Source organism: Mycobacterium sp. RTGN5 (assembly GCF_033804465.1).
GTDB lineage: Bacteria > Actinomycetota > Actinomycetes > Mycobacteriales > Mycobacteriaceae > Mycobacterium.
On the sequence record NZ_JAPZLA010000003.1, the window covers coordinates 131,579 to 156,788 of the forward strand.

The following is a 25,210-nucleotide window of genomic DNA, read 5'->3' on the forward strand; positions in this document are numbered from 1 at the left end:
GGGCAGTGAGTGTCATCGCGTCTTCTCCTCGCCACGCGGCAGCCACCGGGTGACCCGGCGACCCAGCAGCTCAACCGCGGCGGAGGTGGTGAAGCCGAGGATGCCGATGGTGATGATGCCCACGAAGACTTCGGGATAGGCCAGCACGGTGTAGGCCTGCCAGGTGCGGTAGCCGACGCCTAGGCGCCCTGAGATCATCTCGGCGGAGATGACGCAGATCCACGCCACACCGATACCGACCGACAACCCACCGAAGACTCCCGGCAGGATGCCGGGCAGCACCACCCGGACCAACACGTCCCAGCGGCTGCCGCCGAGCGTGCGCACCGACTCCTCCCAGATCGTCGGCAGCGCGCGCACCGCATGCCGGGTACTCACCATGATCGGAAAGAATGCGGCCAGGAAGGTGATGAAGACGATCCCCGCCTCGTCACTGGGGAACAGCAGGATCGCCACCGGGACGATCGCGATGGCCGGGATCGGGCGGGCGAGCTCGGTCAACGGTCCGAAGACGTTGGCGAACGCATCCGAACGGCCCAGCAGAATGCCGGTCACCACCCCGACCAGCGCCGCGAGCGCGAATCCGGTCAGGATCCTGATCAGTGACTGCCCGAGGTCCAGCCAGTAGTCCTGCACAGCAACCCGTTTGGTGAAGCTGCTGACGATCTCGGTCACCGTCGGCAGGGTGTCGAAGCGCAACCAGAACCGGACGTGATTGGCGGTCAGCAGCTGCCACAACCCGATAGCGGCGGCGACCGATGCGATCCGTACCGCCCATGCCCGCCACGGCACGTGCCGCGACGGCGCCGCCGCCGGCGTGGCGGTGACGCCAACGTCGACGGTGACGGGACCGGCGAGCACCGAAGGTTCGGCGGTCACACCGCACCCGCGAGGGCCGCCTGGTAGTCCACCACCGCCGCGCCGGGATGGGCGGCGAGATAACGCTGAGCGCCGGCGTCGGTATCGAACGGCAGGTAACCGTTGCTGCCTGCGGGGGATTGCACCCACACCGAACGGTCGGCAAACCACCGGGTGCCCAGTTCGGTATCGGGGACGTAGGCCGCGATCACCTTCTGGCCCTTGGCGTTAGCCTCGCGGAGCGCCCGCAGCAGGCAGCCGGGGTTGGCCGCGGGCTGGGTGGTGGCCTGCCCGTCGATCCACAGTTCACCGGCCAGCGCGGGGTCGGTGACCGCGACATTGCACACCGGGTCTTGACCACTGACCGGGATCGGGTTGGTGGTGACGGCCACGGCCTTGTCGTAGTCGAGATTCCGTGCGGCGAACGCCTTGCGCAGCGGGTCGGCATTGACGAACTGGTCGATGTTGAGATCAGCGAAGTCGCCGATCGACTTCAGGTACGGAACGTCACTCTTGAAGGCGTCGACCAGCGACGGTTTGATCGTGGTGTCGAACGACACCGCGCCGCCGGGCCCGTTGTAGAGGTACACGACCTCCTGCGGCAATCCACTGCCCTGGGCCACGAGCTGTGCTGATTCCAGGGGCTTCTCATGCAGGAAGTCGGTGGCATCCAGCTGGGCCTGCAGGAACGCGTCGAGCACCTCGGGATGCTGGCCGGCGTAGTCGCGCCGCACGACCACACCGTGGAAGGTCGGTACGTTCAGCTCGGCGCCGTCGAACAACAGCCGGCCCTTGTTCTGGAATGTCAACAGCCCGGGCCAGGCCACGAACTGTGCGAACGCCTGCACCTGACCGGATTCCAGCGCCGATGCGCCGACCTGAGGCTGCTGGTTGAGCACCTCCACCCCGGTCTTCGGATCGATACCCGCCTTGGTCAGCGCCCGGACCAAGGTGCCGTGCCCAGCCGAGCCGACCGATGCCGACACTTTCTGGCCGGCCAGATCGGTGATACTCCGGTCGGGTGAATTCGGGCTCACCACAACCATATTCAGTGCGCCCTTGGCGTTGTATCCGGTGATCGACACCAGCTCGGTCTTGGCGCGCTCGTTGGCTTGGGTTTTGGAGCCGTTGATCAGCAGCGGGTAGTCGCCCATCGAGCCGATATCGATCTTCTCGGCCAGCATCTGGGCGGTGATCGGGGCACCGGTGTCGTAGTCCTGCCATTGCACCGTGTACTTCACATTGGTGCGCTTGGTGATGTCGTCGAGGCGCTTCTCCAGGAAACCCTTGGCCCGCAGCAGCGCACCCGCGGTGACGGTGTTGATGGTTTTGGATTGATAGCCGACGACGACGTTGACCTCGCCGGCCGCCTGTGGCTTCGAGTCCAGCGAGCAGCCGGCAGTGGCCATGACAAGGGCAGCGGTCAGCGCGACCGCAAAGCGGTGTTTCATGAATTACTCCGGGAATTAGGGCTTTTCAGCGGATGAGGTAGGGCATGTTGACGGTGACGGCGCCGGTGGGACAGCGGGCGGCGCATGGGCCGCAGTACCAACACTCGTCGACGTGCATGAAGGCCTTACCGTTCTCCGGGTTGATGGCCAACGAGTCGAGGGGACAGATGTCCACGCAGAGCGTGCACCCGTCGATACACAGCGACTCGTCGATCGTGACCGGCACGTCGGCCCGCTGATTGATCAAAGTCATAACATCTCCCTGATGAGGTTGCCGCGCAGGGTGATTCGGTCTCCCCGCATGCGGATGTATTCGAGGTCGACGGGCCGGCCGTCGTCAAGGTGGGTCAGTCGCTCCAGCAACAGCACCGCCGCACCTTCTGGCACCTGCAGGATGGCCGCCGAGTGCGCGTCGGCGGGCACCGCCTCCACGGCCAGGCTTGCCGATCCCAGTCGTTGCCCGGTGACCTCTTCGAGCAGCGCGAAGATGTCGTTGGTCTCCAGTGGATGCCCGAGGATGTCGGCTCCGACGTCGGGCGCCAGGTAGGTCTTGTCCAAGCTGAGCGGAAGATCGCCGAGGAACCGCAGCCGTTCGATGAAGAGCACCTGTTCGCCGGGCTGCAACCCGAGGCGGCGTGCGACGGCAGGGGGCGCGGCCACCGACATCGCCGCCCGCACCTCGTTGCGGACCTCGCCGTAGCTCTTGAACGTCTCCTTCAACCCGACGAGCGCATCCAGGCCGTGGTCGTACTTACGGATCGCGACCTGGGTACCGACCTTGGGGCCGCGGTCGATGAGCCCTTCGTCCTTCAGCGTGGTCAGCGCTTCGCGAATGGTGTTGCGGGATACCCCGAACTCGGCCGACAGCTCGGCCTCGGTAGGGAGGTCTTGCGGATAGCCGCCGACATGGATTTGATGGCGTACGACATCGGCGACCAGTCGAGCCTGATCGGCCCGCGCCCGGCGGATCGGCACCGGTTCGGCGTCGCCCATCGCACCCTCCTGCCGCATGAACATGTCTCGTCGAACACGGTAAAGCCGCTGCGTGGTGCCACCACCGCGACGGGCGGCGCGGCACTTCCGGCCGGCCCCATTACGCCGGTCGTAAGGGCGTCGGACCAGCCGATACTCGTGATTCGATGGGCATTGCGCCACCACCGCGTCAATTGCCGCAGTTCTGATCGTCCTGAGCGGAAAGCTGTGCGGGGGAGATTGTTACCGGTCGGTGCGGCTGACGTGGTCTTCCACGCACCGGACGAAGGCCTGGCAGGCCGCGGAGCGAACCGTAATCTTGGGCGCGATCAGATTGACCTGCCGATGCAGATTGGCGCCCACCACCGGACGCAGGGCCAGGCTCGCGTCGCCGCCCGCCCGGGAGGTGGCCACCGACTCGGGCAACAACGCGACCCCGAGATCCTTCCGGACGAACTGGATGACCTCGTCGACCCGCGTGACTTCGAAGGCGACTCGACGCGGGACACCGGTGAAGCCGCGGTCGGTTTCGTGGCGGAGGCCGTACCCCGGCGGAAAGTCGATGAAGGGAAGGTCGGCAAGTTGGGTGAGTGCCAACGACGACAGGGCCGCAAGCGGATGAGCGGCCGGCAGTACGGCAACGAGTGGCTCACTGAACAATTCGGTGTGGGTGAGCCGATCCCCGGCGCCGGACACATTCGAGCCCACGATGGCGACGTCGAGCTTGCGGTCGCGGATCGCGTCGATCAGCAGATCGCTACCACCGCTGCGCAGGGTGACGCTGACATCGGGGTAGCGGGCATGGAAGGTTGCCATGAGGGCGGCGACGTCCAGGCTCTCGGTCGGCACTTCCATCATCCCGACGGTCAACCGTCCGCCGATGGTTCCGCTGAGTGCCTGCGCGTCGACGACGAGCCTGTCAACCCCGGCGAGCACCTGATGAACCACCGGGAGCAGGGCCTCGCCGGCCGCCGTCAAGGACACCGACCGCGTCGTGCGTTCGAACAAGGGCACGCCGAGCTCGTCTTCGAGCTTGCGGATCTGCTGACTCAACGCGGACTGGACGACGAAGACGCTCTCGGCGGCCTTGGTGAAGCTCTGGGTCTCGGCCAGGGCCACGACGTAGCGCAACTGCTGCAGGTTCACGGGCGATGATCACTTTCGATGATTAATCGCATCATATCTATGAACTGGACTGGTAGGTGCAGGTGAGGTGAGAATTGGCGCCGTGTCTGTCCCGGCTTCCCTCGACGCGGCGGTGGCTCATGTCTCGGTACGGCCGCAGGCGCCGGTCCGGGCCAACGACTGCTCGGATCCGGTTGTGGCCGAGCGGGTCAACCGCGAACTCGACGCGATCCCGTTCCTGGGCACGTTGTCCTGCGACACCGACGCCGTCGTCGCCGGATCGGTCGAAGAGCTGGTCTTCACCTACACGGTCGGACGCTCGGGCATCGCCGACAGCGGCTGGCTGAAATTGTGCTTCCGCTACTACTCGGACTGGGACCTGCAGACGACGGACCCGCGCGGGCGTGACTACGCGTCGGCACGGTTGCTGCACCGCTCACGCGCCGGCGGCGCGTCCGAGCAGGGCGCGGCCACCGTGCAGCGTCTCGACATCCGCTATGACGTCAAGGGGGGCGAGCGGCCCTTCCAGAAGTCGTTGCTCATCCATGCCGTCGACGGGTATCTACGGCCCGGCGACATCATCGAAATACGGCTCGGTGACCGCACATTCGGCGGTCCGGGTACCCGGGTCCAAACGTTCGTCGAAGACGAATTCGAAGTCCACCTCTTCATCGATCCGCTGGGAACCTCGCGGATGGCCCACGCCGGCGTATGCCAGCTGGCAGTCATCCCCGGCAGCCCGGAACGCCTTGTCGCACATGGCCCGCGGCTGGTTCGGGCCGACGCAGCGAATGCGGTTTTGCGGGCGCACCTGCAGGACCGCTGGGGCAACGTCTGCCGCGACGTCACGGCACGTGTTCGCGCATCGGTCGGCGATGTGACGGTGGCGCGAGCCGGGACGCCCGCGGCGGGCTGGTCCTGTGCCACGCTCTCGGTTCCCGCCGAATCGGCCACCATCGAGGTCGTCGCCGACATCGACGGTGGCGGGCAGCTGGCCGGCGTCTGCCATCTGGATGTCATCGACGAATTCCCATCACCGCGAGCATTTTTCAGCGACCTCCACGTGCATTCGAACGACACCGTCGGGACGCAGAACACGGACTGGAACCTGAGGTTCGGGCGGGACGTGGGCGCGCTGGATGTGCTGGGCTACACCGCCAACGACTTCCAGATCACCGACGAGGCATGGGCCGACGTGGTCGCCGCCTGCCGGCAGGCGAGCGAGGACGGCCAGTTCGTCTGCTACCCCGGCGTGGAGTGGTGCGGCACCGCCGGCGTTGGCGGCGACCACAATGTCGTGTTCCTCGGTGAGGACACCACGTTGGCGCGGTCCCTGGAATGGCATCAGGGCATGGCGAGCAAAGCCATTGTGCCCCAGGCATGGCCGATCACCCGGCTCTACGACGCCTACGCCCACGATCCAGAGTCGTATCTCCTGATTCCGCACGTCGGCGGGCGGCGCGCCGTCCTGGACTGGCACCACCCCGCTCTGGAGCGCCTGATCGAGGTGCACTCGACATGGGGATCCAGTCCATGGTTCTTCGAGGACGCACTGTCCCGGGGCCTACGGCTGGGCGCCAGCGCCGCCAGCGACGAGCACCGCGGCCGCCCGGGCGGCGGCAGCCCGGGTGCCAACATCTTTGGCGGGCAGGGCGGCCTCACCGGGGTGCTGGCCACCGAACTGACCAGAACCGACGTCGGCCGTGCACTACGGAGCCGGCGCACCTGGGCGACCACGGGTTCGCGGTCGGTCGCGCTCTTACATTCCGGTGATCACTGGATGGGCGACGAATTCGTCAACGAGGCAGACGAATTGGTGACCGATTATGACCTGTACGGCACCACGGGCTGGGAAGAACTCGAGATCCGCGACACCACCGGGCAGCTGTGGCGGCGCGACTTCCAAGCCGAGACCGGGCTGTCCGACACGCTGGTCCGGATTCGCTGGGGCGGGGCGCGCCATCGCGACCGCTACCGCTGGGCGACGTGGACCGGACGCCTGCGGGTGACCGGGGCCGACATCGAGGACGTCACCCCGTGGGCGGCGTTGCATCCCGAGCAGCGCTTCGACACCGCCCCCGGCGAAGTGACCTGGCGCACCGCCACTTACGGCAGCGACATCGGTGTGGTGCTGCGTCTTTCGACGTTGGCCGAGGCCCGGCTGGACCTGTTCACCACGGTGATCGAGGACAACCTCGACACGGCGCTGACCCTGCGCGGCGAAGACCTGATCCGCGACGGACACCACGACATCGCCGTCGGCGGATTGAATCTGACGATGCGGGTCGAACGTATCGCCGACCCGGCGAGCCTGCCCGTCAACGCGAACGGCCGCCTGCTCCTCGACTTGCCGGACGCCGACAGCGCGGTCTACCTGCGCGCCCGCCAGGCTGACGGTCATCAAATCTGGACCAGCCCGCTGTTCGTCTCCCGGCTGGATCGAGACTCGGCATGACACCGACTCTGCGATGTCATCTCACCCGGCGGCTGCACATCGATCTGCAGCGTGTCATCGCCGCGGCATGTCCGGGTGCACGCCCGACCGCCCGCTGACACCCACACCTTCACAGCCACACCCTCACCACCCCGGTATCGACCGGCCGTGACCCTCTTTCAGACTTGTTGATCCCCAAGGAGACACCATGCCTCGACGCATGTTCATATCCCGGGCGGCGCTGGCATTCGTCGTGCTCGCCGCCACCCTGTCCGGATGCGGACAGTCCACCCCATCTACCAATTCGGCCCAGAAGGTCACCCTGCGCCTGGGCTACCTGACCCGCGTCACCCACGCCTCGGCCCTGGTCGGCCTGAACAAGGGGCTGTTCGCCAAGAATCTGGGACCCGATGTCACCCTGGACGCCAAGGCGTTCGCCCAAGGCACCGAGGAGGCGACCGCGTTGTTGGCCGGCCAGCTCGACGCGGCCTACGTGGGCCCCAACCCGGCCTTCAACGCGTGGCAGAAGTCCGGTGGGACGGCCATCAAGATCATCTCCGGATCCGCGACCGGTGGAACGACTTTCGTCGTGAAGCCGGGCATCCAGAATGCGCAGGATTTGCGGGGCAAGACCCTGGCCGACCCGGCACTGGGCGGCACACAGGACGTCAGCCTGCGCAGCTGGCTCAAGGAGAACGGCCTGCAGACCAACCCCCAGGGCGGCGGTGACGTCTTCATCAAACCCACCAAACCCGAGTCAGCCATCATCCCGGCATTTACCGCCAATCAGATCGACGGCGCGATCGAGTCGGCACCCTATGACGTCCAGCTGGTCAAGGCTGGCGGCGTACCGCTGTGGTCGGACCCCGGCACGATCACCATTCTGGTTGTGCGGCAGGAATTTCTGCAGGCCCACCCCGACGTCGTGAGTGGGCTGCTCAAGGGGCAGGTCGAGGCCAATGACCTCATCCACGACAACCCCGATGCTGCCGCGCAGGCGGCCAATGCCACCCTGGCCGGAGCGCTGGGCAAGGGACTGGACGCCGACGTGTTGAAGGCGTCGTTCCAGGAGACGACGTTCACCAACGATCCCGGTGCCGCCTCGCTGAACGATCAAGTGCAGAAGGCAGTTTCGGTGGGCCTTCTCGACCCGCTCAAGCTCGACGGAATCTTCGACCTGCACCTGCTGAATGACGTTCTGAAGGGGTCCGGTAAGCCACAGGTCGATGCATGACCAGCTTCGCGTCCACAACGTTGTCCGAATCGAACGCGCAGGCCGAGGTCGCCGTCCGGCTGACGGAGGTGTCGAAGAGTTTCCGGCAGGGCCGCGCGGTCGTGACGGCGCTCGACGGCATCTCCCTGACGGCACGCGTCGGTGAGTTCGTCTGCATCGTGGGCGCATCGGGGTGTGGCAAGAGCACACTCCTATCGTTGGTCGCCGGTCTGGATCAGGCATCATCGGGCGAGGTGTGGGCCGGCAACCGCAGGCCGGCCTTGATGTTTCAGGAGCCAGCGCTGTTCCCGTGGCTGACGGCGGCACGGAATATCGAAGTGCCGCTTCGCGCTCGCGGCGTGCCCAAGCGGCAACGCCGGCAGCGGGTCGAGGAGTTGCTGAAGACGGTCAGGCTCAGCGACTTCGCCGATGCCCGTCCGCATCAGCTCTCCGGCGGCATGCGTCAGCGCGTGGCGCTGGCCCGGGCGCTGGCTCAGGAGGCCGACACTCTGCTTATGGATGAGCCGTTCGGCGCGCTCGACGCGATCACCCGCGATCATCTGCACACCGAACTCGAACGGATCGTCGCCGAGTGTGGCCTCACGGTCCTGTTCGTGACGCACAACGTCAATGAGGCGGTGCGGCTGGGGGATCGGGTGGTGGTGCTGAGCAGCCGGCCCGGCCGGGTGATTGCCGAGGTGCCCGTGCCGGCGCTGCGGCCGCGCAGGACCAACACGGCGGAGGTGGCCGAGCTCGCGGCGGTCATCACCGATCGCCTTCATGCGGTGGAGGGTGGCGATGGTCAGCACTGAATCCCTCCGACGCCCCAGGCAGCGCTTGGGGCGCAGCCCGGGTCGCTTCGGCCGTCCCGTCTGGGCACCGCTGCTCGGCATCGCGACCGTTCTCGTGGCGTGGCAGCTGGTGTATCTGAGTGGCTGGAAGCCGACCTTCATCCTGCCCAGCCCGGCCACCGTGTTGACCGAGTTGTGGGCTCAGGCCCAGCATCCGGTGTTGTGGCAGGCTGTCTGGACGACGATGGGCAGAGCCTTGCTCGGGTTTGGGCTGGCAGTGCTGATCGGTACGGCGCTCGGTGTCGTGGTGTCTCGGAACCGATTGCTGCGTGCGGCGTTCGGCCCGATCATCACGGGCCTGCAAACCATGCCGGCGATCGCTTGGTTCCCGTTCGCGATCATCTTCTTCGGCATCACGACGTCGGCCATTTTGTTCGTCATCGTGATCGGCACGGCACCGGCGATCGCGATCGGCGTCATCGCCGGCTCTGACCACATTCCTCCGCTGCTGCTGCGCTCCGCCAAGAGCATGGGCCTACACGGCATTTCGCTCTACCGGCATCTGATCCTGCCGGCCTCGTTGCCGATGTTCGTCGCCGGACTCAAACAGGGTTGGGCGTTCGCGTGGCGCAGCCTGATGTCGGGTGAACTCGTCGTGATCGTCACCAACACCGCCTCCGTCGGGGTGCTGCTGGAGAACGCCCAGAACATGACCGACATGCCCGCGGCGATCGCAATCATGATCGTCATTCTCATCCTGGGCATCGTCATCGACGCCCTGTTCACCGCGCTGGACAAGGTGATTCGCCGCCGCTGGGGCTTGGTAGACGCGGCGGATTCATGACCCGGATTCATAGCCCGGATTCATAACGATGACAAAGGAGTTCGATTCGTGACGGCAGCGGATACGTCGAAGCCATTTCACCTCTGGGCATTCGGCGACGCGCACGTCGGCACCGACAAGCAGTTCGGCCGGAGCAGCCTCGCCGAGGCGATCTCGCAATCGGAGTTCGGCGGCGCCGAGGGCGGCCCATCGTTCGACTGGGACATCGCCATCGACGTTGGTGACATGTCCGGTGCCCACCACAGCCTGCCCGATGATGCCGAGGGCGAAGAGGTGCGAAAGCAGTTCGCGGCGCTGCGAACCCACCGCCGCGAGGACGTCTACAGCGTGAGCGGCAACCACGACCGCAACGGGCTGTCCGAATCCGAGGCCTGGTGGTGGCAGAAGTGGATCGACCCCCTCGGTGAGCACACCGAATCCTCCGGCGTGGACGCCGCGGCACGTCGGTACGCCGTCGAGGGCACCTGGGAGCGCTATTCGTTCCGGGTCGGAAACCTGTTGTTCCTGATGATGAGCGATCGCAATGAGCCAACCCAGTCGGTCGGGCGCGGCCCGCTCGGTGGCAACCCCGGCGGTGTGGTCAGCGGTGACACGTTCGACTGGTTCACCACGACGGTCGACGAAAACCCGGATGCCATCGTGATCGCGGTCCATCACTACGTGCTGAAGAACACCACCGTGGCATCCGGCGAGTGGGAGGGGGTGCGCCGCAACGCGGCAGGCGAATGGGAGGAGCACTACCACCGTCCCTTCGCGGAGGGCACGCCCCACGGGGCGTCCTATCTGTATTGGGTTGACAGCAAGCCGGATTCGGCCGCGTTCGAGAACTTTCTGGCCGAGCGGCCGGGCCGGGTGCAGATGTGGCTCGCCGGGCACACGCACACCAACCCCGACGACTGTCACGGCGGCAAGACCCACATCGAGCGCCGCTGGGGCACCTGGTTCCTCAACGTGGCGTCGTTGAGCCGCCACCACATGCCGCGCACCACGTTGCCGATCAGCCGGTTGCTGACGTTCACTCCCGGCAGTACCGAGGTGCGGGCGCAGTGCTATCTGCACACCAGCCAGCACGCGCCGCAGGGGTGGTATCCCAAGGCGGAACGGGCCATCCAGCTGGATCGCCCCTTCGAGTGGTGAAGCTCCGGCCTAGGGCATGCGGTGGGGCACGTCGGTGATCAAGCCGCCGTCCATGACGAACTCCGACCCGGTCGCAAACGACGACTCGTCACTGGCCAGGAACAGCACGAACGTCGACACCTCGTAGGGCTCACCGAGGCGCCCCATCGGCGCGGCCACCAGATCGTCGGGCATGTGCGCGGTCATCGGCGTGCGGATCATCCCCGGGTGCAGTGAGTTCACTCGAATGTTGCTGGCGGCCAGTTCAAGTGCGGCGGATTTGGTCAGCCCGCGAATCGCCCACTTGGAGGCGACGTAACCGTGGTTTCCCGGCGTACCGCGCATAGCCTGGATAGACGACATGTTGATGATCGAGCCACCGCCCGCGGCGGTCATCGGCTCGATCACCGATTTGATGCCGAGCATGGTGCCGGTGAGGTTGACGTCGATAACCCGTTGCCACCGTTCACGTTCGAGGTTCTTCAGGGTGCGCCGGTACACGATGCCGGCGTTGTTCACCAGGACATTGAGGGTGCCGAACTCGCGCAGGGCCAGCGCCACGGCCGCTGACCAGTTGTCGGGATCGGAGACATCGAGGTGGACGTAGCGGGCCGCGTCGCCGAGTTCGGCGACCACCGCGGCACCCTCCTCGTCCAGGACGTCACCGAGAACGACCTTGGCGCCTTCGCTAACCAGTAAGCGGGCATGCGCAGCGCCCATCCCGCGAGCGGCACCGGTGATGAGGGCGACCTTGCCCTCGACGCGTCCCATGGCCGCACGGTACCCGGCCACCGGCGGGGACCGGTCTTACCGGACCGCTAGTTGAGACCAGGTGTCCAGCACGTTCTGATAGGCGTCCGGCGATACCGCGATCGATCCCACGAACGGATGTTCCATGGCAAAGGTCAGGTAGAGAACGAATGCCAGCAGCGCTCCCGCGAGCGCGATGAGCGCACCGTGGATGACGACGTCAGGGGACGGGAACATGTACGTGAACAGCAGCATGACCATCCCACCGCCGAGCAACAACACCCACAGCTCGCCGGGGATCTCCGCCTGGCTACCAGAGATGCGCGCCTTGCGGGCGCTGCCGACTTCATCGAGGCGAGTGAGCGACTCCTGGTAGAACGCGGACTCACGCTCGTTGGTCGGTTGCACTTGCAGGAAGCTCCGCCATACATCGGACAGATGGTCGGACTGCTGTTCGATGGTCTCGCCCTGCCGCATCCGGGGAAACTCGTCATCCACGATGTCGTTGGTATAGGCGATCAAACTCTGCTGCAGCGCCTCCCGGCCGGCGACCGGCAGGCCTGCCGAGTCGCGAACGAGATCGGAGATCGCGGCGGCTTCGGCTTGGGTGTCGTTCTCGGCCGAATTCAACTGTTCCCACACCACCACGACAACGAAGGCCACCAGGACCGCATACAGCACCCCGGCCAGGTCGAAGACGTGACCCGCCACCGCGCCCGACCTGGCCAGCCGCCGCTGCGGAAGGATACGTCGCGTCAGCACCAACCCCAGCACGGCGAACCCGACGGTGATGATCACGACGACGAGGCCGACAAGCGGGGCCGGGAGCTGCAGAAGCCTGATCACCAGTCACTTGTTACCGCCGCGTTCGCCCGCCAAACCGCAACGCCGTCGATAGGGTGATCCGCTGTGCTCGAAGTGATCGACAAGGGTGGCGCCACGGCCACCCACGCCACGCCGCTGTTGTTTGTGCACGGTGCCTTTCATGGCGCGTGGTGCTGGGACGACCACTTTCTGAACTACTTCGCCGACCGTGGCTATCACGCGTTGGCACTGAACCTGCGCGGCCACGGCGGCAGCCCGTCGCCGGCGCCGATCAACGAATTCAGCGTCTTCGACTATGTCCGGGACGTGAGTACCGTCGCCGATCGGCTGCCCGTGCCACCGGTGGTCATCGGGCACTCGATGGGCGGGTTCGTGGTGCAGAAGTACCTGGCCGTGCACCGGGCACCGGCCGCTGTCCTGGTCGCCTCGGCGCCCCCGACCGGCATCGCTGTCGCGACGGTGCGGGTGGCTCGCAGGCACTGGCGCCAGTCGATGCGTACGCGGTCGTTCAGCAGGCCGCTGGATTTCTTTGCCGCGCCGGGTGTTTCACGAGCAACCTTCTATCACTCGGCGACGCCAGACGAGATCGTCGAAGCGTGCACGTCGAGGCTGGGCCCGGAGAGCGCCCGAGTGCTCTACCGCGATCTGCTCTTCCGCCACCTCGCCGAGCCCAAGCGAGTCACCACCCCGGTGCTGGTGCTCGGTGCTGAGCTGGACGGGTTCTTCACCCCTCGCGAAGTGGCCGCCACCGCACGGGCCTACCGCACCGAGCCGGTGATGTTTCCCGGGATGGGGCACAACATGATGCTCGAGCGCGGCTGGGAGGCCGTGGCCGACCGGATCGACCAGTGGTTGACAGCAAACCTGCGCTGACGGGCTGGTTAGTTTCCATGCGGAATGGGAAACCACACGCACCCCGACCAAGGAGGCAGGAATGTTGCACACCGTCGTGCTTGCGGCCAGCGACAACATCGAGGCTGCAGGGTTCATCCTGCGTGGCATCAAAGGCATCTTCGTGGCCATCGGCAGCATCATTGCGGCCGTCATCTGTGCGGTCATCGCCGGCGCCAAGGGGCGAAATCCGTTCGGCTGGGGCATCTTGGGGCTGTTCTTCTCGATTATCACGCTGATCGTCATCAGCGTGATACCGAGCAAGAAGTCCTGACTCAGGCCTGAAATCCGGCCAGCACCGCCTGCACCCCGACGTCCCAGCGCCGGTTAACCGAATCCGCCGAGGTGCCCAGCCATCGCCCGGCTTCTTGGACCGCCAAACCCTGTGCCAGAGCCAGCAATATGTGGGCGATGTCCACCGGATCACCCGAGAGCAACCCGGCATCGACACAGCGCTGCACCTTGCCGACGAGGATCTCGCGGACCGTCGGCGCGGCGGCCAGCTGCTCGGGATCGGGTTCGAGGTCCTGGAAGGGCCGGCTGAACATCACTCGCGCCAGGGGCGGGTAGTCCAGGCAGAACCGGCGGAACACCGGGATCACCGCGCTCAGGTCAGCGAGGGCGTCCGCGGTCTCGGCAATGGCGACGAGCTCAGCGCCGAGCCTGCGGAACCCCTCGAAGAACACCGCCCGCAGCAGTCCGTCCTTATCGGAAAACAGCTCGTAGACCGCCGGCACCGAGGTGCCGGCACGTTCGGCAACGCGACGGGTGGTGAAGCCGGACATACCGTCTTCGCACAGCGTGCTGACGGCCACTTCGACCACCCGGTCGCGCAGCTCGGGAGTGCGCTGCTTGACCCTGGGCACGGACTTAGGACAGCCCGAACTCGGAGCCGATGTCGTCGATACCGGCCCGCATGGCGTCCAGGGTGGCCTGGCGGGCACGCAACTTGCTGGCGACGTGGGCGCCGGCGTTGAGGGCGGTCAACTCGCGGGCAGATTCTTCGGCGCGCGAGAGCACCAGGTCGTTGAGGACGATCTCGTCCACCCAGCCACCGGCCAGGGCGGTCTCACCGAGGAAGTTCTTGGCCAGTCCGACCGCCTGCTGATAGGCCGACGGGGTGAGCCGGAGCCGCATGATCTCCAGCGCGGGGTAAGGCAGCACCATTCCGATAGCCACTTCATTGGCCTGAAAGTTGTAGGTGGGACCGGCAATTCGATGGTCGGTGCTGCAGGCCAGGAATGATCCCATGGCGATCGCGTGGCCGGTGATCGCCGCGACGACGGGCTTGGGGAAGGACAGCAGCCGGTGGGACAGGTTGAACCCGCCCTGCAACATGTCGATGGAGGCCTGGATGTCCCCGGAGCGGAAAACCTTCAGGTCGAAGCCACCGCTGAACACCCGCTCGTTGCCGGCGATCACCACCGCACCGGCGTCCTCGCCGAGGGCGCGGTCCAGGTTGTCGTTGATCTCGGCCAGCATGGCCGGACTCAGCACGTTGACCTTGCCGTCGTCCATCGTGATGACGGCGATCGCGTCGTCCTTGCGGTAGCTGACCGATCCGCTCATGGATGCTCCTTCGTCGCAGCGTCTACTTTCGTACCGACGTTACGTAACGAAGTTCCGATTGCCAAGGGGCAATCGCAATCGCAGCCTCAGCCGTGCCGGGACAGCCGAACGACCTCGGTGGGGTGCTCGAACCGTTCCCGCCGCCACCGGCTCTGCGTCTCCTCTGCGGCACGCTTCATCCGGTCGATCTCGGTGCGCAGCACGTCCACCCGCGCTTCCTTGGTGGCGTAGTGGAAGTAGTCGAGGGTGTTGCGCAGCAGTTCGAGCTTCTCCCGCTCGCGTTTGGCCAGATCGTGGCCGGTCATCATCTCGATGCGGCGCACCGGCTGCAGTGCTTCCCAGTCGAGCACGACCTTGGTGCGGTAGACCGTGCGCTTGCGCCCGAAGGTCTTGGCCCACCGGCCCTGCGGTTCGGGGCGGTCGTAGTAGGAGATCACCCCGTCGAAGCGGGAGTCGATCGACGAGCCGAACTGGTTGCGATCCAGCGCTGAATCCCACACCGTGCGCCACTCCTGGGTGGGTGCGAGCTCGGGAATACTCTGCGGCAGAGTCAGTTCCACGATATCGGTGAACCCGTCCTCGGTGTGTTCGTAGCGAGCCACGGTCGGTGGTTTGTCGAAGGTGAATCCCACGTCGTAGGCGGCTGTGCTGCCGTAGTTGCGGACGGCCAGCTCGATGACGTGCCAGTCCGCGGCGTGTGGCTCCATGGCCATCGCGACGTGCGGTCGCGTCTGCTTGGTGTTGCTCTTCTGTTGTCGACGGATCTGCCGATGCGTGTACAGCAGCGCCGCCAGCCCCAGCAGCACTGCTGCCCAGGCGGCTACCGCCAGCCACGTCCCGGCCCCGACTCCGGTTACATCTCCCCACAGATCCGCGAGATCACTCGCGTTTTCCACCCAATTCTTATATCACAGCAAACTGATGTCTTCAGAATTGACGCAAGTGAAAGTTATTGTGGCTCAAGACAACCGGCGCTGAGCGGCGAACGGGCTGGCGGCCGCGAGTGCCCGCCGCTGCCGGGCGGCCAGGGCGACCGGCAGCACGGCAGGGATGCCGCAGGCCTGCGCGAACTGCCCGGCGGTGAGCCCGTCGGCGGAGTTCATATCGCAGCGGCCGAACGGGGGGGCGCCCTCGGGTAGTCCCCCGCCATAGCCCTGGCCGTCGGTGTACTGATGGGCGACCTTGCCGGGGTAAGGGGGATTGGTGCCATACGCCGCGACGACCAGGCGGATGCCCGCCGGTTTGGTGGGCCATAAGCGATTGAGGTCCCCGACGTTGCCATACCCGATCACCTTGGCCGGCGAGCCGAGGTAGGCGCCGACCGCCTCGTAGGCGGCATTGATCCCTGCGGACTGGTCGCCGGAGATCTGTCCGCCCCACGACTCAACGTCGATCATCACCGCCATCCGCGGATGCGGCACGCGCACTTGCGATTTGAAGGTCTCCACGGTCTCGCGCCAGTTGGGCCGCCACACGAAGTACACGATGAAGAACGCGAGCCGGCCGGCGTCGACGTTGCGCAGACACCAGCCGTAGTTGTTCACCCACTGCCGGTCGCGGTAGGTGCCGTCATTGGAGCGGATGCACAACACCGGATAGGGGTAGGTGTCGTTGACGCCGGCCTGCCACTCGGAGATGTCGGCGTAGAGCGTGTCAGCCATGTCGAAAGATTATGACTGTCAACGGGAATGGCGAGACTCAGGCGCCCATCAGTGAGCGCCACTGGTCCAGGGTGGACACCTTGTAGACGTAGTTGGAGCGCTTGACCTCCGACAGGGTGGCGCTGGGCTCGACGGAATACCAGTGCCCGGGGAACACCGTCGGATCATCGGAGAGCGCGGCCAGCTGCTGCAGGCTGCGGAACATCTCGTCGACGTCGCCGCCGGGGAAGTCGGTACGACCGCAGCCGTCCAGGAAGAGGGTGTCGCCGGCGACCAGGCGACCGTCGAGCAGGAAACACTGGCTGCCCGGCGTGTGGCCCGGGGTGTGCAGTAACTCGATTTCGATGGCGCCGACGTCGACCTTGTCGCCGTGCTCGTGAGCGGTGAGGCTGCTCATCGGGATACCGGTCACCCGCGACACATAGAGCGCTTCGTGGGTGTTGACGTGGACGGGCACCTCGACCCGCTCGAGCAGCTCGGCCAGGCCCGCCAGCGTGTAGCCCATCATCGTTCCACCCACGTGGTCGGGATGGTGGTGGGTGACCAGCACACCGGAGAGGTGCATGCCGTCGGCCTCGAGGGTGTCGAGCAGATCGCCGGCGGCGTAGGCAGGGTCCACGACGACGGCGTCGCCGGTCTCCCGGTCCCCGATGAGATAGGCGAAGTTGCGCATCTGCTGCGCCATCATGTCGCCGGCGGCGAAATCGCGGCCAGAGAGCAACTGCCGGAAGTAGAGACGGTCCGTCGATGCCATGGCCTAACAGTAAGCGTTCTCACCAACGGCGCTCGCTGCGGCCTGCGGGTCATTTCACCGCCCCGACGAGCGGTTTGGCTGAGTCCAGCCGCAGGCTGTACCCTCTTTAAGGCCCACGCCGCGCGTCAACCTGCGTCGAGGGTCAGGCCCCCTTAGCTCAGTCGGTAGAGCGTTTCCATGGTAAGGAAAAGGTCAACGGTTCGATTCCGTTAGGGGGCTCGGTGGACACTCGAATCTCTCGGCTGACCTCTGGGCGCGGAGTTTCGCAAGTGCCTATCGGGGCGGTGTAGCTCAGCTGGTTAGAGCGCACGACTCATAATCGTGAGGTCGGGAGATCGAGCCTCCCCACCGCTACAAGTAGTACAACGCAAACGAGAACGTGAAAGAAGGCAACGAACGTGGCCTCCAGTACCGACGTACGGCCGAAGATCACTTTGGCCTGCGAGGTGTGCAAGCACCGCAACTACATCACCAAGAAGAACCGTCGCAACGACCCTGACCGCCTCGAGCTGAAGAAGTTCTGCCCGAACTGCGGTCAGCACCAGCCGCACAAAGAGTCGCGCTGATTTATCGGCCGTCCACCGACGGTCGATAGCACAGGAGACTTACACGACGCTTGCTCGGCGCCGTGAGTGAGACGGAGAGAGTGGCTTCAACGATGGCACTGCGTGAGTTCAGTTCGGTCACAGTGGGCGAAGAGCTGCCCGAACAGGTCATCCACCTGACCCGCGCCGACCTGGTCAACTACGCCGGCGTGTCCGGCGACCTCAACCCGATCCATTGGGACGACGAAATCGCCAAACAGGTCGGCCTGGACACCGCGATCGCCCACGGCATGCTGACGATGGGCCTCGGTGGCGGCTTCGTGACCACGTGGATTGGCGACCCGGGTGCGGTGACCGAGTTCAACGTGCGCTTCACCGCCATCGTGCCGGTGCCCAATGACGGCGTCGGCGCTGAAATCGTGTTCACCGGCAGGGTGAAGTCGACCGACCCCGAGACCAAGTCGGTGACGATCGCGCTGGTCGCCACCACCGGCGGCAAGAAGATCTTCGGTCGCGCCGTGGCGATAGCGAAGCTGGCGTAACGATGCCACTCAAGGCCGATATCCGGGGAATGATCTGGGTGTATCCCGACACCTTCGTGGTGGGTCGCGAGCAGATTCGCCAGTATGCGAACTCGGTGAAGTCCGCGGCCCCGGCCTCGGTCGACGAAAAGGCCGCCGCCGAGCTTGGCCACTCCGGCCTGGTGGCGCCATTGACCTTCGCGTCGATCCTTGCCGTGATGATCCAGCGGCACTTCTTCCAGCACGTGGACATCGGCCTGAAAACCTTGCAGATCGTGCAGGTCGATCAGAGGTTCAAGTACTACCGGCCGATCGTCGAGGGTGACGAGGTGCGGGGCACCATGTACATCGAGACCGTCAACGAGCGCTTCGGTGCCGATATCGTCACCACCCGCAACGTTCTTGTCGACCAGCAGGGCGAGATGGTCATGGAATCGTTCACCACGCTGATGGCGCATGAGGGCGAGAATTCGATCTCGGCGGGCTGGGATCCGGAGACCGGGCAGGTGCTGCGCAAGCCGGTCAGTCAGGACTGACGACGGATTAGCACCTGCCCGATGCGCCGTTGTACACTCGGACCTCGGGGTTTTCCCAGATAAGCGCGCTGTCCGTCGGTTCGGGTTGACCGAACGGGGAGCGCGCGAGCTATGTGGGGCATCCCTTTGCAGAGGGGCGTAGCTCAACTGGCAGAGCAGCGGTCTCCAAAACCGCAGGTTGCAGGTTCAAGTCCTGTCGCCCCTGCAATAACTGAATAAGACTGGACTGGAACATGGTGGACACTGGAGGGTGCACACCGGGGCTGGGGTACTCAGCCCTGACACACTCGACACAAAGGAGCATGCGGTGAGCGACGAGCGCGACAGTGCTGACGCCGCAGGCGACGCCGGACTGGACGGCAGCGAGGACACCGGCGGTCAGACCGTCGTCGTGACCCGGCCCGCGCGTCCCACTGGCAAGCGATCCCGACGTGCCGGCGCCACCGCGCTGGCTGAGCCGGAGGAAACCGAATCGACCGCCGAGGAACTCGGCGTCGAGAAGGACAAGCCCGCCAAGAAGGCCAAGAAGAGCAAGAAAAAGGCCAAGTCCGGCCCGTCTCGCAACCCGATCCTGTTCGTGTGGAACTACCTCAAGCAGGTCGTCGCCGAACTACGCAAGGTGATCTGGCCGAACCGCAAGCAGATGGTCAGCTATACCACCGTGGTCCTGCTGTTCCTGGCCTTCATGGTGGCACTGATCGGCGGGGTCGACCTCGGCCTGGCCAAGCTGGTGCTGTGGGTGTTCGGCTAGCGAACGCTGACGTTTTTAGAGAGGACTGACTACCGTGACAACCCCCGAAGGCGATACGCCCACGGGTGAGGCCATCGATGTCATCGACGAAACCGCATCGGCGGCGGAAACGGACATCGAAGAGACCACACCTGAGCTCGAGGCGGCGCCTGACGCTGACGCGACGCAAGCCGCCGAAGCCGCCGAGGAGGAGCTCGATCCGGCTGCCGCGCTCAAGCTTGAGCTGCGCAGCAAGCCGGGCGACTGGTACGTCATTCACTCGTACGCCGGCTACGAGAACAAGGTGAAGGCCAATCTCGAGACCCGCGTGCAGAACCTCGACGTCGGCGACTACATCTTCCAGGTCGAGGTGCCCACCGAAGAGGTCACCGAGATCAAGAACGGCCAGCGCAAGCAGGTCAATCGCAAGGTGCTGCCGGGCTACATCCTGGTCCGGATGGAACTGACCGACGACTCGTGGGCCGCCGTGCGTAACACCCCCGGCGTGACCGGTTTCGTCGGCGCGACATCGCGCCCGACATCGCTGGCGCTCGACGATGTGGTGAAGTTCCTGCTCCCGCAGGGCGCGGCGAAGAAGGCCGGCAAAGCGGCGTCGACCGCATCCGCTGCTTCCTCAGAGGCCACGCTGGAACGCCCGGAGATCCTGGTGGATTTCGAGGTGGGCGAGTCGGTCACCGTCATGGACGGCCCGTTCGCGACGCTGCCGGCCTCGATCAGCGAGGTCAACGCCGAGCAGCAGAAACTCAAGGTGCTGGTGTCCATCTTCGGTCGCGAAACACCTGTCGAACTGACCTTCACCCAGGTCGCCAAGATCTGATCGCCATCGGCGATCGCTAGAAAGGAATAACCCCGCATGGCCCCGAAGAAGAAAAAGGTCGTCGGGCTGATCAAGCTGCAGATCCAGGCCGGGCAGGCCAACCCCGCCCCGCCGGTCGGCCCTGCGCTCGGCCAGCACGGTGTCAACATCATGGAATTCTGCAAGGCGTACAACGCCGCGACCGAGAACCAGCGCGGCAACGTCATCCCCGTGGAGATCAGCGTCTACGAGGATCGCAGCTTCACCTTCCAGCTCAAGACCCCGCCGGCCGCCCGGCTGCTGCTCAAGGCTGCCGGTATCCAGAAGGGTTCGGCCGAGCCGCACAAGACCAAGGTGGCGAAGGTCAGCTGGGATCAGGTGCGCGAGATCGCCGAGACCAAGAAGGAAGATCTCAACGCCAACGACATCGACCAGGCTGCCAAGATCATCGCCGGCACTGCCCGGTCGATGGGTATCACTGTCGAGTAATTCGATCCCGTGGGAGAGCCAGCTTCGGCTCGCAACCACGACCTCTGAAACTAGGAGACATCAATGAGCAAGAACAGCAAGGCATATCGCGAAGCCGCCGAGAAGGTGGACCGCGACAAGCTCTACAGCCCGCTCGAGGCAGCCAAGCTCGCCAAGGAGACGTCGTCGAAGAAGCAGGACGCGACCGTCGAGGTGGCCATCCGGCTCGGGGTCGACCCCCGCAAGGCCGACCAGATGGTTCGCGGCACGGTCAACCTGCCCAACGGCACGGGTAAGACCGCGCGCGTCGCCGTGTTCGCGGTGGGGGAGAAGGCCGAAGCAGCTCTGGCCGCTGGCGCCGACATCGTCGGCAGTGACGACCTGATCGAAAAGATCCAGGGCGGCTTCCTCGACTTCGACGCCGCGATCGCCACGCCCGACCAGATGGCCAAGGTCGGCAAGATCGCCCGCGTGCTGGGCCCGCGTGGCTTGATGCCGAACCCCAAGACCGGCACCGTGACTCCCGATGTCGCGAAGGCGGTCACCGAGATCAAGGGCGGCAAGATCAACTTCCGCGTCGACAAGCAGGCCAACCTGCACTTCGTGATCGGCAAGGCGTCCTTCGATGAGAAGAAGCTGGCCGAGAACTACGGCGCCGCGCTCGACGAGGTGCTGCGCGCCAAGCCGTCGTCCTCCAAGGGCCGCTACCTCAAGAAGATCACCGTATCGACGACCACGGGCCCGGGGATTCCGGTCGACACGGCCGTCGTCCGGAACTTCACCGAGGATCAGCAGTAAGTCTCTAGCGCAAATGGCCACCTACTCCGGTAGGTGGCCATTTGTCGTTTCAGGACCCGACGAAGGCTGCAAAATGATTGCAGGGCTCGGAGGTTGAGGGTTGTACGACCAATTTGGCGCTGTGTTTGCGCGCGGACACCGTGATGAGTGCTTGGCGATCGACAGCCACAACCGCATCCGAAGTCGCGTGCGAAAAGTCATCGGGGATATGATCGCGCGAGAACGCGCGAGGAGGCGCGACAGGGCGCGAGGGTATGGGGCCGCGCACGAAGGGGGAGACTCATGAAGATTTTGGTTACCGGCGCCGGGGGATTCATCGGCGGCCACCTTGTCGGCACGCTCATCGCGGACGGGCATGAAGTGCGGGCCGTTGATGTCAAACCGCTCGGAGAGTGGTACCAGGTACATGAGGACGCGGAGTCCCGTGTTGGCGATGTGTCGCTCCTGGAAACAGCACGCGAATCGGTCGAGGGTACGGAGCATGTCTACAACCTCGCCGCCGACATGGGTGGCATGGGGTTCATCGAGAACAACCGTGCACTCTGCATGCTGTCGGTACTCACCAGCACACACGTATTACTGGCCGCGCACGAGGCTGGCGTCGACCGATACTTCTATAGTTCGTCGGCGTGCGTTTACGCCGCTGAGAAGCAGACCGATTCGGACGTCAAGGCCCTCAGGGAGTCTGATGCCTACCCGGCAGAGCCCGAGGATGGCTATGGCTGGGAGAAGCTTTTCAGCGAACGGATGGTTCGGCACTTTCGCGAAGACTTCGGCATAAAGACCCGGACGGCGCGCTATCACAACGTCTACGGTCCGAACGGCACGTACGACGGTGGGCGCGAGAAAGCGCCGGCGGCGTTGTGCCGCAAGGTCGCTCTCATCGCGCAGGGAAAGGCGGATTCGCTGGAAATCTGGGGTGACGGCGAGCAGACGCGCAGCTTCATGTACATCGATGACTGCGTCCGCGGAACGCAGGAGGTTCTTTATGGCGACTTCACCGAGCCGGTGAACCTCGGTTCTTCCGAACTCGTCACGATTAACCAGTTGGCCGACATTGTCGAGGACATCGCGGGGGTCAAGGCGAAGCGAAGCTACAATCTCGATGCTCCGCAGGGCGTGCGTGGCAGGAACAGCGACAACACGCTCTTTCATTCCGTGTATGGGTGGGAGCCGTCGATCACGTTGCGTGAGGGGCTTGAGAAGACGTACGCCTGGATCTATGACCAGATCGCGTCGAGCGAGCCTCGCATCGAGGCGCTCGGGGTGCGGTGAGCGAGACGCCGCTCCGAATCCACATTCACGACTGGTGCGGCCATACGTTCCAAGCTCAGCTGTCGCGTGAGTTGGCGCGGCGGGGGCTCGTCGTAGAGCACTCGTACAGCAGTGAATATGTCGGCGGGAAAGGGCGACTGGAGCTCGAGCCGGGCGATCCTGAGACACTGTCGTTCACGACCGTTACCGCGGCGCGTCCGTTCGAAAAGTACAGTCCGGTAGGGCGATTGCGCTATGAGCTCAGCTACGCCGACGCGTGGATCAGCCGGCTCAACGAGACTCGGCCGGATGTCGTCGTGATCTGTAATACGCCGCTGTTGACTGCCGAACGCTTTCGCAGCTGGGCACGCCGAACCCAAACCCCTTGGGTGCTTTGGCATCAAGACATCATCAGCCTCGCGCTCGGCGAGGAGTTGCACCGCAAGCTGCCAAATCCAATCGCACAGCTCGGCGCGCGGACCTTATCGTGGTTGGAGCGCCGAATCGTACAGTCGGCGACGCGGGTCGTGGCTATCGGCGACGAGTTCCGACGTCACTACGACCGTGACTGGAAGCTGCGTCGTCCCGGTGTATCGGTGATCCCGAACTGGGCCCCGTTGAACGAGATCACACCTCGGCCGCTCGACAACCCGTGGAGTGCTGATTGGGTTACTGAGCGCGGTGACGTGACGCTGATCTATGCCGGCACCCTCGGCCGCAAACACAATCCGGGGCTGCTGGTCGACCTGATCAAGGCCGTGCAGGAGCGAGGAGTCGATGCGCGCCTCGTCGTCGCCTCCGAGGGTGAAGGTGCCGAGGTCATCCGCACCCGTATGGGAGAAGTTCCGGTCGCTGCCATCCGTGTGATCGATTTCCAACCCGCCGAACAACTTTCGGACATGCTGAGTTCGGGCGACATACTCGTCGCCATCCTCGAGCCTGGTGCATCAAAGTTTTCGATTCCGAGCAAAGTTTTGTCTTACCTTGCGGCAGGCCGTCCCGTCCTCGGACTCATGCCCGCCGACAACCCGGCGGCCAACGACATCGTCGCGGCGGGCGGACTCGTTGCTCCACCCACCCCGCAGGGAATCGCGCAGGCCGCAGAGTGGGTCGCCGCGATCGGTGATGATGGTGCTGTCCGTGCGGAACTCGGCCAGCGCTCGCGGAAACTCGCCGAGGACAAATTCGATATCAGCCACATCACTGATCAGTTCGCCAAGACCTTGAGCGCAGCCGCGAAGGAAGCGTAGAGCTGCAGGCGTACGTCGCGCTCACGGAGGGGCCGGGGCCAATGTAAACGCATTCCGCCCTGGATCTAGAGCGGCCTCCTGCCTCATAGAGGTGGGCAGTCGTCATGTCAGGATGCGGTCGGGTCTACCGGCAGCAAGATTGTGGTGAGTAGCGCGCGATGATCCGATCCCGGAATCTCGATGGTCCGCACGGATGAGGCGGTCGCATTCCGTGTGAGCACGTGGTCGATGGTGATCACGGGCGGAAACCACCTGTTGGACGGAAACGTTGGGCCGAATCCCGACCCGCTTTGTTCGACCGCATCGCGGAAACCGTTCGTCAACAGATCACGTAACTGGCGCATGTCAGGTGTGCTGTTGTAGTCGCCGCCGATGATCACCGCAGCGGGGCCTGCCGTCCGGGCGAAGCTGTCCAATTGCGCCTTTGCGCCGGCCATTGCACGTCGCCAACCGGCGATGGTGTTCGCGTCATAGGCGACGGGAGAGTAGATGTGCACGCTCGCCAGCAGTGGCTCGAAGCGCAGGCCGGGGACTTGCAAGCGGGCGGCCGGGAATAGAACGCCGCGGTGCCGCGGCGCGGAAAGCCCCCTGATGGGAAAGCGGCTCCACAAGCCGATGCCGCCGGCATCTGCCGCGGGGACGAGCTGTGAATAGGGGAACGTCTTCTCGATACCGGCTCGCTCGAACCGCTGCACCGCTTCTGGCGTCAGCTCGGAGACGGTGATGACGTCGGCGCTGCTGTTGGCCAGATCGATAAAGAATGCGGGATCAGCTTGTCCGTAGCGAAGATTCGCCGAGAGCACCCGAATGTCTTGGTGGGCACCAACATCGGCCGGTTGATCTAGGTAGTACCACGAGATCTGGATCGCAAGACTGACCGCCACGACAGCGACGGCAATCATCGAGAGCAGAGGCCGGCGGCATGAGACCGCCGCTACCAAGCCCGCGAAGGTGGCCAACCACACGTACGGTGACCCGACCGCCAGCACCAGACCTGGAATGTTCGAAATCGGCTGGGTGCGTGCTATCAGGGCAAG

Annotated in this window: 29 protein-coding genes and 3 tRNA genes; 19 read left to right on the forward strand and 13 right to left on the reverse strand. The window is 65.0% G+C overall.

The window, feature by feature from the left end:
- Positions 1-12: 12 nt before the first annotated feature.
- The 5 genes from SLQ31_RS17500 to SLQ31_RS17520 form a co-directional block, all read right to left on the reverse strand.
- On the reverse strand, positions 13-879 hold the full coding sequence (locus SLQ31_RS17500) for an ABC transporter permease (protein ID WP_413642364.1): 867 nt from the start codon (positions 877-879) through the stop codon (positions 13-15).
- Positions 876-2,309 carry an ABC transporter substrate-binding protein gene (locus tag SLQ31_RS17505; RefSeq protein ID WP_319434938.1) on the reverse strand — a complete coding sequence of 478 codons (1,434 nt, stop codon included), beginning with the start codon at positions 2,307-2,309 and terminating at the stop codon, positions 876-878. Before SLQ31_RS17505 ends, SLQ31_RS17500 begins: the two co-directional genes overlap by 4 nt.
- 25 nt (positions 2,310-2,334) lie before the next feature.
- Positions 2,335-2,562 (reverse strand): ferredoxin family protein, encoded by a 228-nt coding sequence (locus SLQ31_RS17510; protein WP_319434940.1) that lies wholly within the window; start codon positions 2,560-2,562, stop codon positions 2,335-2,337.
- Positions 2,559-3,302: a GntR family transcriptional regulator gene (locus SLQ31_RS17515; protein ID WP_319435809.1), complete on the reverse strand. Its 744-nt coding sequence runs from the start codon at positions 3,300-3,302 to the stop codon at positions 2,559-2,561. The genes SLQ31_RS17510 and SLQ31_RS17515 overlap by 4 nt, the downstream gene beginning before the upstream one ends.
- 222 nt (positions 3,303-3,524) lie before the next feature.
- Positions 3,525-4,427, reverse strand: a complete 903-nt coding sequence (locus tag SLQ31_RS17520) for a LysR family transcriptional regulator (RefSeq protein ID WP_319434941.1) — start codon at positions 4,425-4,427, stop codon at positions 3,525-3,527.
- Between the two features lie 82 nt (positions 4,428-4,509).
- Between SLQ31_RS17520 and SLQ31_RS17525 the strand changes: the two genes are divergently transcribed.
- The 5 genes from SLQ31_RS17525 to SLQ31_RS17545 all read left to right on the forward strand — a co-directional run bounded on the left by SLQ31_RS17525 (position 4,510) and on the right by SLQ31_RS17545 (position 10,825).
- Positions 4,510-6,861, forward strand: a complete 2,352-nt coding sequence (locus SLQ31_RS17525) for a hypothetical protein (RefSeq protein WP_319434942.1) — start codon at positions 4,510-4,512, stop codon at positions 6,859-6,861.
- Positions 6,862-7,048: 187 nt separating this feature from the next.
- Positions 7,049-8,074, forward strand: coding sequence for an ABC transporter substrate-binding protein (locus tag SLQ31_RS17530; RefSeq protein ID WP_319434943.1), 1,026 nt, complete (start codon positions 7,049-7,051; stop codon positions 8,072-8,074).
- Positions 8,071-8,865: an ABC transporter ATP-binding protein gene (locus SLQ31_RS17535; RefSeq protein ID WP_319434944.1), complete on the forward strand. Its 795-nt coding sequence runs from the start codon at positions 8,071-8,073 to the stop codon at positions 8,863-8,865. The genes SLQ31_RS17530 and SLQ31_RS17535 overlap by 4 nt, the downstream gene beginning before the upstream one ends.
- On the forward strand, positions 8,852-9,688 hold the full coding sequence (locus SLQ31_RS17540) for an ABC transporter permease (RefSeq protein WP_319434945.1): 837 nt from the start codon (positions 8,852-8,854) through the stop codon (positions 9,686-9,688). Before SLQ31_RS17535 ends, SLQ31_RS17540 begins: the two co-directional genes overlap by 14 nt.
- 48 nt (positions 9,689-9,736) lie before the next feature.
- Positions 9,737-10,825: a metallophosphoesterase gene (locus SLQ31_RS17545; protein ID WP_319434947.1), complete on the forward strand. Its 1,089-nt coding sequence runs from the start codon at positions 9,737-9,739 to the stop codon at positions 10,823-10,825.
- A 9-nt stretch (positions 10,826-10,834) separates the two neighbouring features.
- On the opposite strand, the gene SLQ31_RS17550 is transcribed toward SLQ31_RS17545, so the two are convergent.
- Positions 10,835-11,575 (reverse strand): glucose 1-dehydrogenase, encoded by a 741-nt coding sequence (locus SLQ31_RS17550; RefSeq protein ID WP_319434949.1) that lies wholly within the window; start codon positions 11,573-11,575, stop codon positions 10,835-10,837.
- 36 nt (positions 11,576-11,611) lie between these two features.
- Positions 11,612-12,400, reverse strand: a complete 789-nt coding sequence (locus SLQ31_RS17555; RefSeq protein ID WP_319434951.1) for a DUF4239 domain-containing protein — start codon at positions 12,398-12,400, stop codon at positions 11,612-11,614.
- Between the two features lie 63 nt (positions 12,401-12,463).
- Between SLQ31_RS17555 and SLQ31_RS17560 the strand changes: the two genes are divergently transcribed.
- Both SLQ31_RS17560 and SLQ31_RS17565 read left to right on the forward strand, forming a co-directional pair.
- Positions 12,464-13,252, forward strand: coding sequence for an alpha/beta hydrolase (locus SLQ31_RS17560; RefSeq protein WP_319434952.1), 789 nt, complete (start codon positions 12,464-12,466; stop codon positions 13,250-13,252).
- Positions 13,253-13,313: 61 nt separating this feature from the next.
- Positions 13,314-13,544, forward strand: a complete 231-nt coding sequence (locus SLQ31_RS17565) for a deoxyribodipyrimidine photolyase (protein ID WP_163697257.1) — start codon at positions 13,314-13,316, stop codon at positions 13,542-13,544.
- 1 nt (position 13,545) lies between these two features.
- Here the strand turns inward: SLQ31_RS17565 and SLQ31_RS17570 are convergent, their stop codons facing one another.
- The 5 genes from SLQ31_RS17570 to SLQ31_RS17590 form a co-directional block, all read right to left on the reverse strand.
- Positions 13,546-14,136 carry a TetR/AcrR family transcriptional regulator gene (locus SLQ31_RS17570; protein WP_319434954.1) on the reverse strand — a complete coding sequence of 197 codons (591 nt, stop codon included), beginning with the start codon at positions 14,134-14,136 and terminating at the stop codon, positions 13,546-13,548.
- Between the two features lie 4 nt (positions 14,137-14,140).
- The gene (locus SLQ31_RS17575; protein ID WP_319434956.1) at positions 14,141-14,839 is read right to left on the reverse strand and encodes a crotonase/enoyl-CoA hydratase family protein; all 699 of its coding nucleotides are present in this window, start codon (positions 14,837-14,839) and stop codon (positions 14,141-14,143) included.
- An 86-nt stretch (positions 14,840-14,925) separates the two neighbouring features.
- The gene (locus tag SLQ31_RS17580; RefSeq protein WP_319434958.1) at positions 14,926-15,735 is read right to left on the reverse strand and encodes a hypothetical protein; all 810 of its coding nucleotides are present in this window, start codon (positions 15,733-15,735) and stop codon (positions 14,926-14,928) included.
- Positions 15,736-15,798: 63 nt separating this feature from the next.
- Entirely contained in the window at positions 15,799-16,500 is a 702-nt protein-coding gene (locus SLQ31_RS17585) for a hypothetical protein (protein WP_319434959.1), read from the reverse strand.
- Between the two features lie 37 nt (positions 16,501-16,537).
- Positions 16,538-17,254, reverse strand: a complete 717-nt coding sequence (locus SLQ31_RS17590; protein ID WP_319434961.1) for an MBL fold metallo-hydrolase — start codon at positions 17,252-17,254, stop codon at positions 16,538-16,540.
- 146 nt (positions 17,255-17,400) lie between these two features.
- Here SLQ31_RS17590 and SLQ31_RS17595 point away from each other — a divergent pair.
- The 12 genes from SLQ31_RS17595 to SLQ31_RS17650 all read left to right on the forward strand — a co-directional run bounded on the left by SLQ31_RS17595 (position 17,401) and on the right by SLQ31_RS17650 (position 24,173).
- A tRNA-Thr gene (locus SLQ31_RS17595) sits at positions 17,401-17,473 on the forward strand.
- Positions 17,474-17,534: 61 nt separating this feature from the next.
- A tRNA-Met gene (locus tag SLQ31_RS17600) sits at positions 17,535-17,608 on the forward strand.
- A 44-nt stretch (positions 17,609-17,652) separates the two neighbouring features.
- Positions 17,653-17,820 (forward strand): 50S ribosomal protein L33, encoded by a 168-nt coding sequence (gene rpmG / locus SLQ31_RS17605; RefSeq protein WP_005143733.1) that lies wholly within the window; start codon positions 17,653-17,655, stop codon positions 17,818-17,820.
- 92 nt (positions 17,821-17,912) lie between these two features.
- Positions 17,913-18,341 (forward strand): (3R)-hydroxyacyl-ACP dehydratase subunit HadB, encoded by a 429-nt coding sequence (hadB, locus tag SLQ31_RS17610; protein WP_319434970.1) that lies wholly within the window; start codon positions 17,913-17,915, stop codon positions 18,339-18,341.
- A gap of 2 nt (positions 18,342-18,343) precedes the next feature.
- A complete protein-coding gene (gene hadC / locus SLQ31_RS17615) occupies positions 18,344-18,856 on the forward strand; it encodes a (3R)-hydroxyacyl-ACP dehydratase subunit HadC (RefSeq protein WP_319434972.1) in 513 nt (170 codons plus the stop codon).
- A gap of 132 nt (positions 18,857-18,988) precedes the next feature.
- A tRNA-Trp gene (locus tag SLQ31_RS17620) sits at positions 18,989-19,061 on the forward strand.
- Between the two features lie 102 nt (positions 19,062-19,163).
- Positions 19,164-19,607 carry a preprotein translocase subunit SecE gene (gene secE, locus SLQ31_RS17625; protein WP_319434975.1) on the forward strand — a complete coding sequence of 148 codons (444 nt, stop codon included), beginning with the start codon at positions 19,164-19,166 and terminating at the stop codon, positions 19,605-19,607.
- Between the two features lie 115 nt (positions 19,608-19,722).
- The gene (gene nusG / locus SLQ31_RS17630; RefSeq protein ID WP_319435810.1) at positions 19,723-20,424 is read left to right on the forward strand and encodes a transcription termination/antitermination protein NusG; all 702 of its coding nucleotides are present in this window, start codon (positions 19,723-19,725) and stop codon (positions 20,422-20,424) included.
- A gap of 36 nt (positions 20,425-20,460) precedes the next feature.
- Positions 20,461-20,892, forward strand: coding sequence for a 50S ribosomal protein L11 (rplK, locus tag SLQ31_RS17635; RefSeq protein WP_108053213.1), 432 nt, complete (start codon positions 20,461-20,463; stop codon positions 20,890-20,892).
- Between the two features lie 63 nt (positions 20,893-20,955).
- The gene (gene rplA / locus SLQ31_RS17640; protein ID WP_319434977.1) at positions 20,956-21,669 is read left to right on the forward strand and encodes a 50S ribosomal protein L1; all 714 of its coding nucleotides are present in this window, start codon (positions 20,956-20,958) and stop codon (positions 21,667-21,669) included.
- Between the two features lie 282 nt (positions 21,670-21,951).
- Positions 21,952-22,944, forward strand: coding sequence for an NAD-dependent epimerase/dehydratase family protein (locus SLQ31_RS17645; RefSeq protein WP_319434979.1), 993 nt, complete (start codon positions 21,952-21,954; stop codon positions 22,942-22,944).
- Positions 22,941-24,173, forward strand: a complete 1,233-nt coding sequence (locus tag SLQ31_RS17650) for a glycosyltransferase family 4 protein (RefSeq protein ID WP_319434981.1) — start codon at positions 22,941-22,943, stop codon at positions 24,171-24,173. The genes SLQ31_RS17645 and SLQ31_RS17650 overlap by 4 nt, the downstream gene beginning before the upstream one ends.
- Positions 24,174-24,280: 107 nt before the next feature.
- Here the strand turns inward: SLQ31_RS17650 and SLQ31_RS17655 are convergent, their stop codons facing one another.
- Positions 24,281-25,138 carry an endonuclease/exonuclease/phosphatase family protein gene (locus tag SLQ31_RS17655; protein ID WP_319435811.1) on the reverse strand — a complete coding sequence of 286 codons (858 nt, stop codon included), beginning with the start codon at positions 25,136-25,138 and terminating at the stop codon, positions 24,281-24,283.
- Positions 25,139-25,210 lie beyond the last annotated feature (72 nt).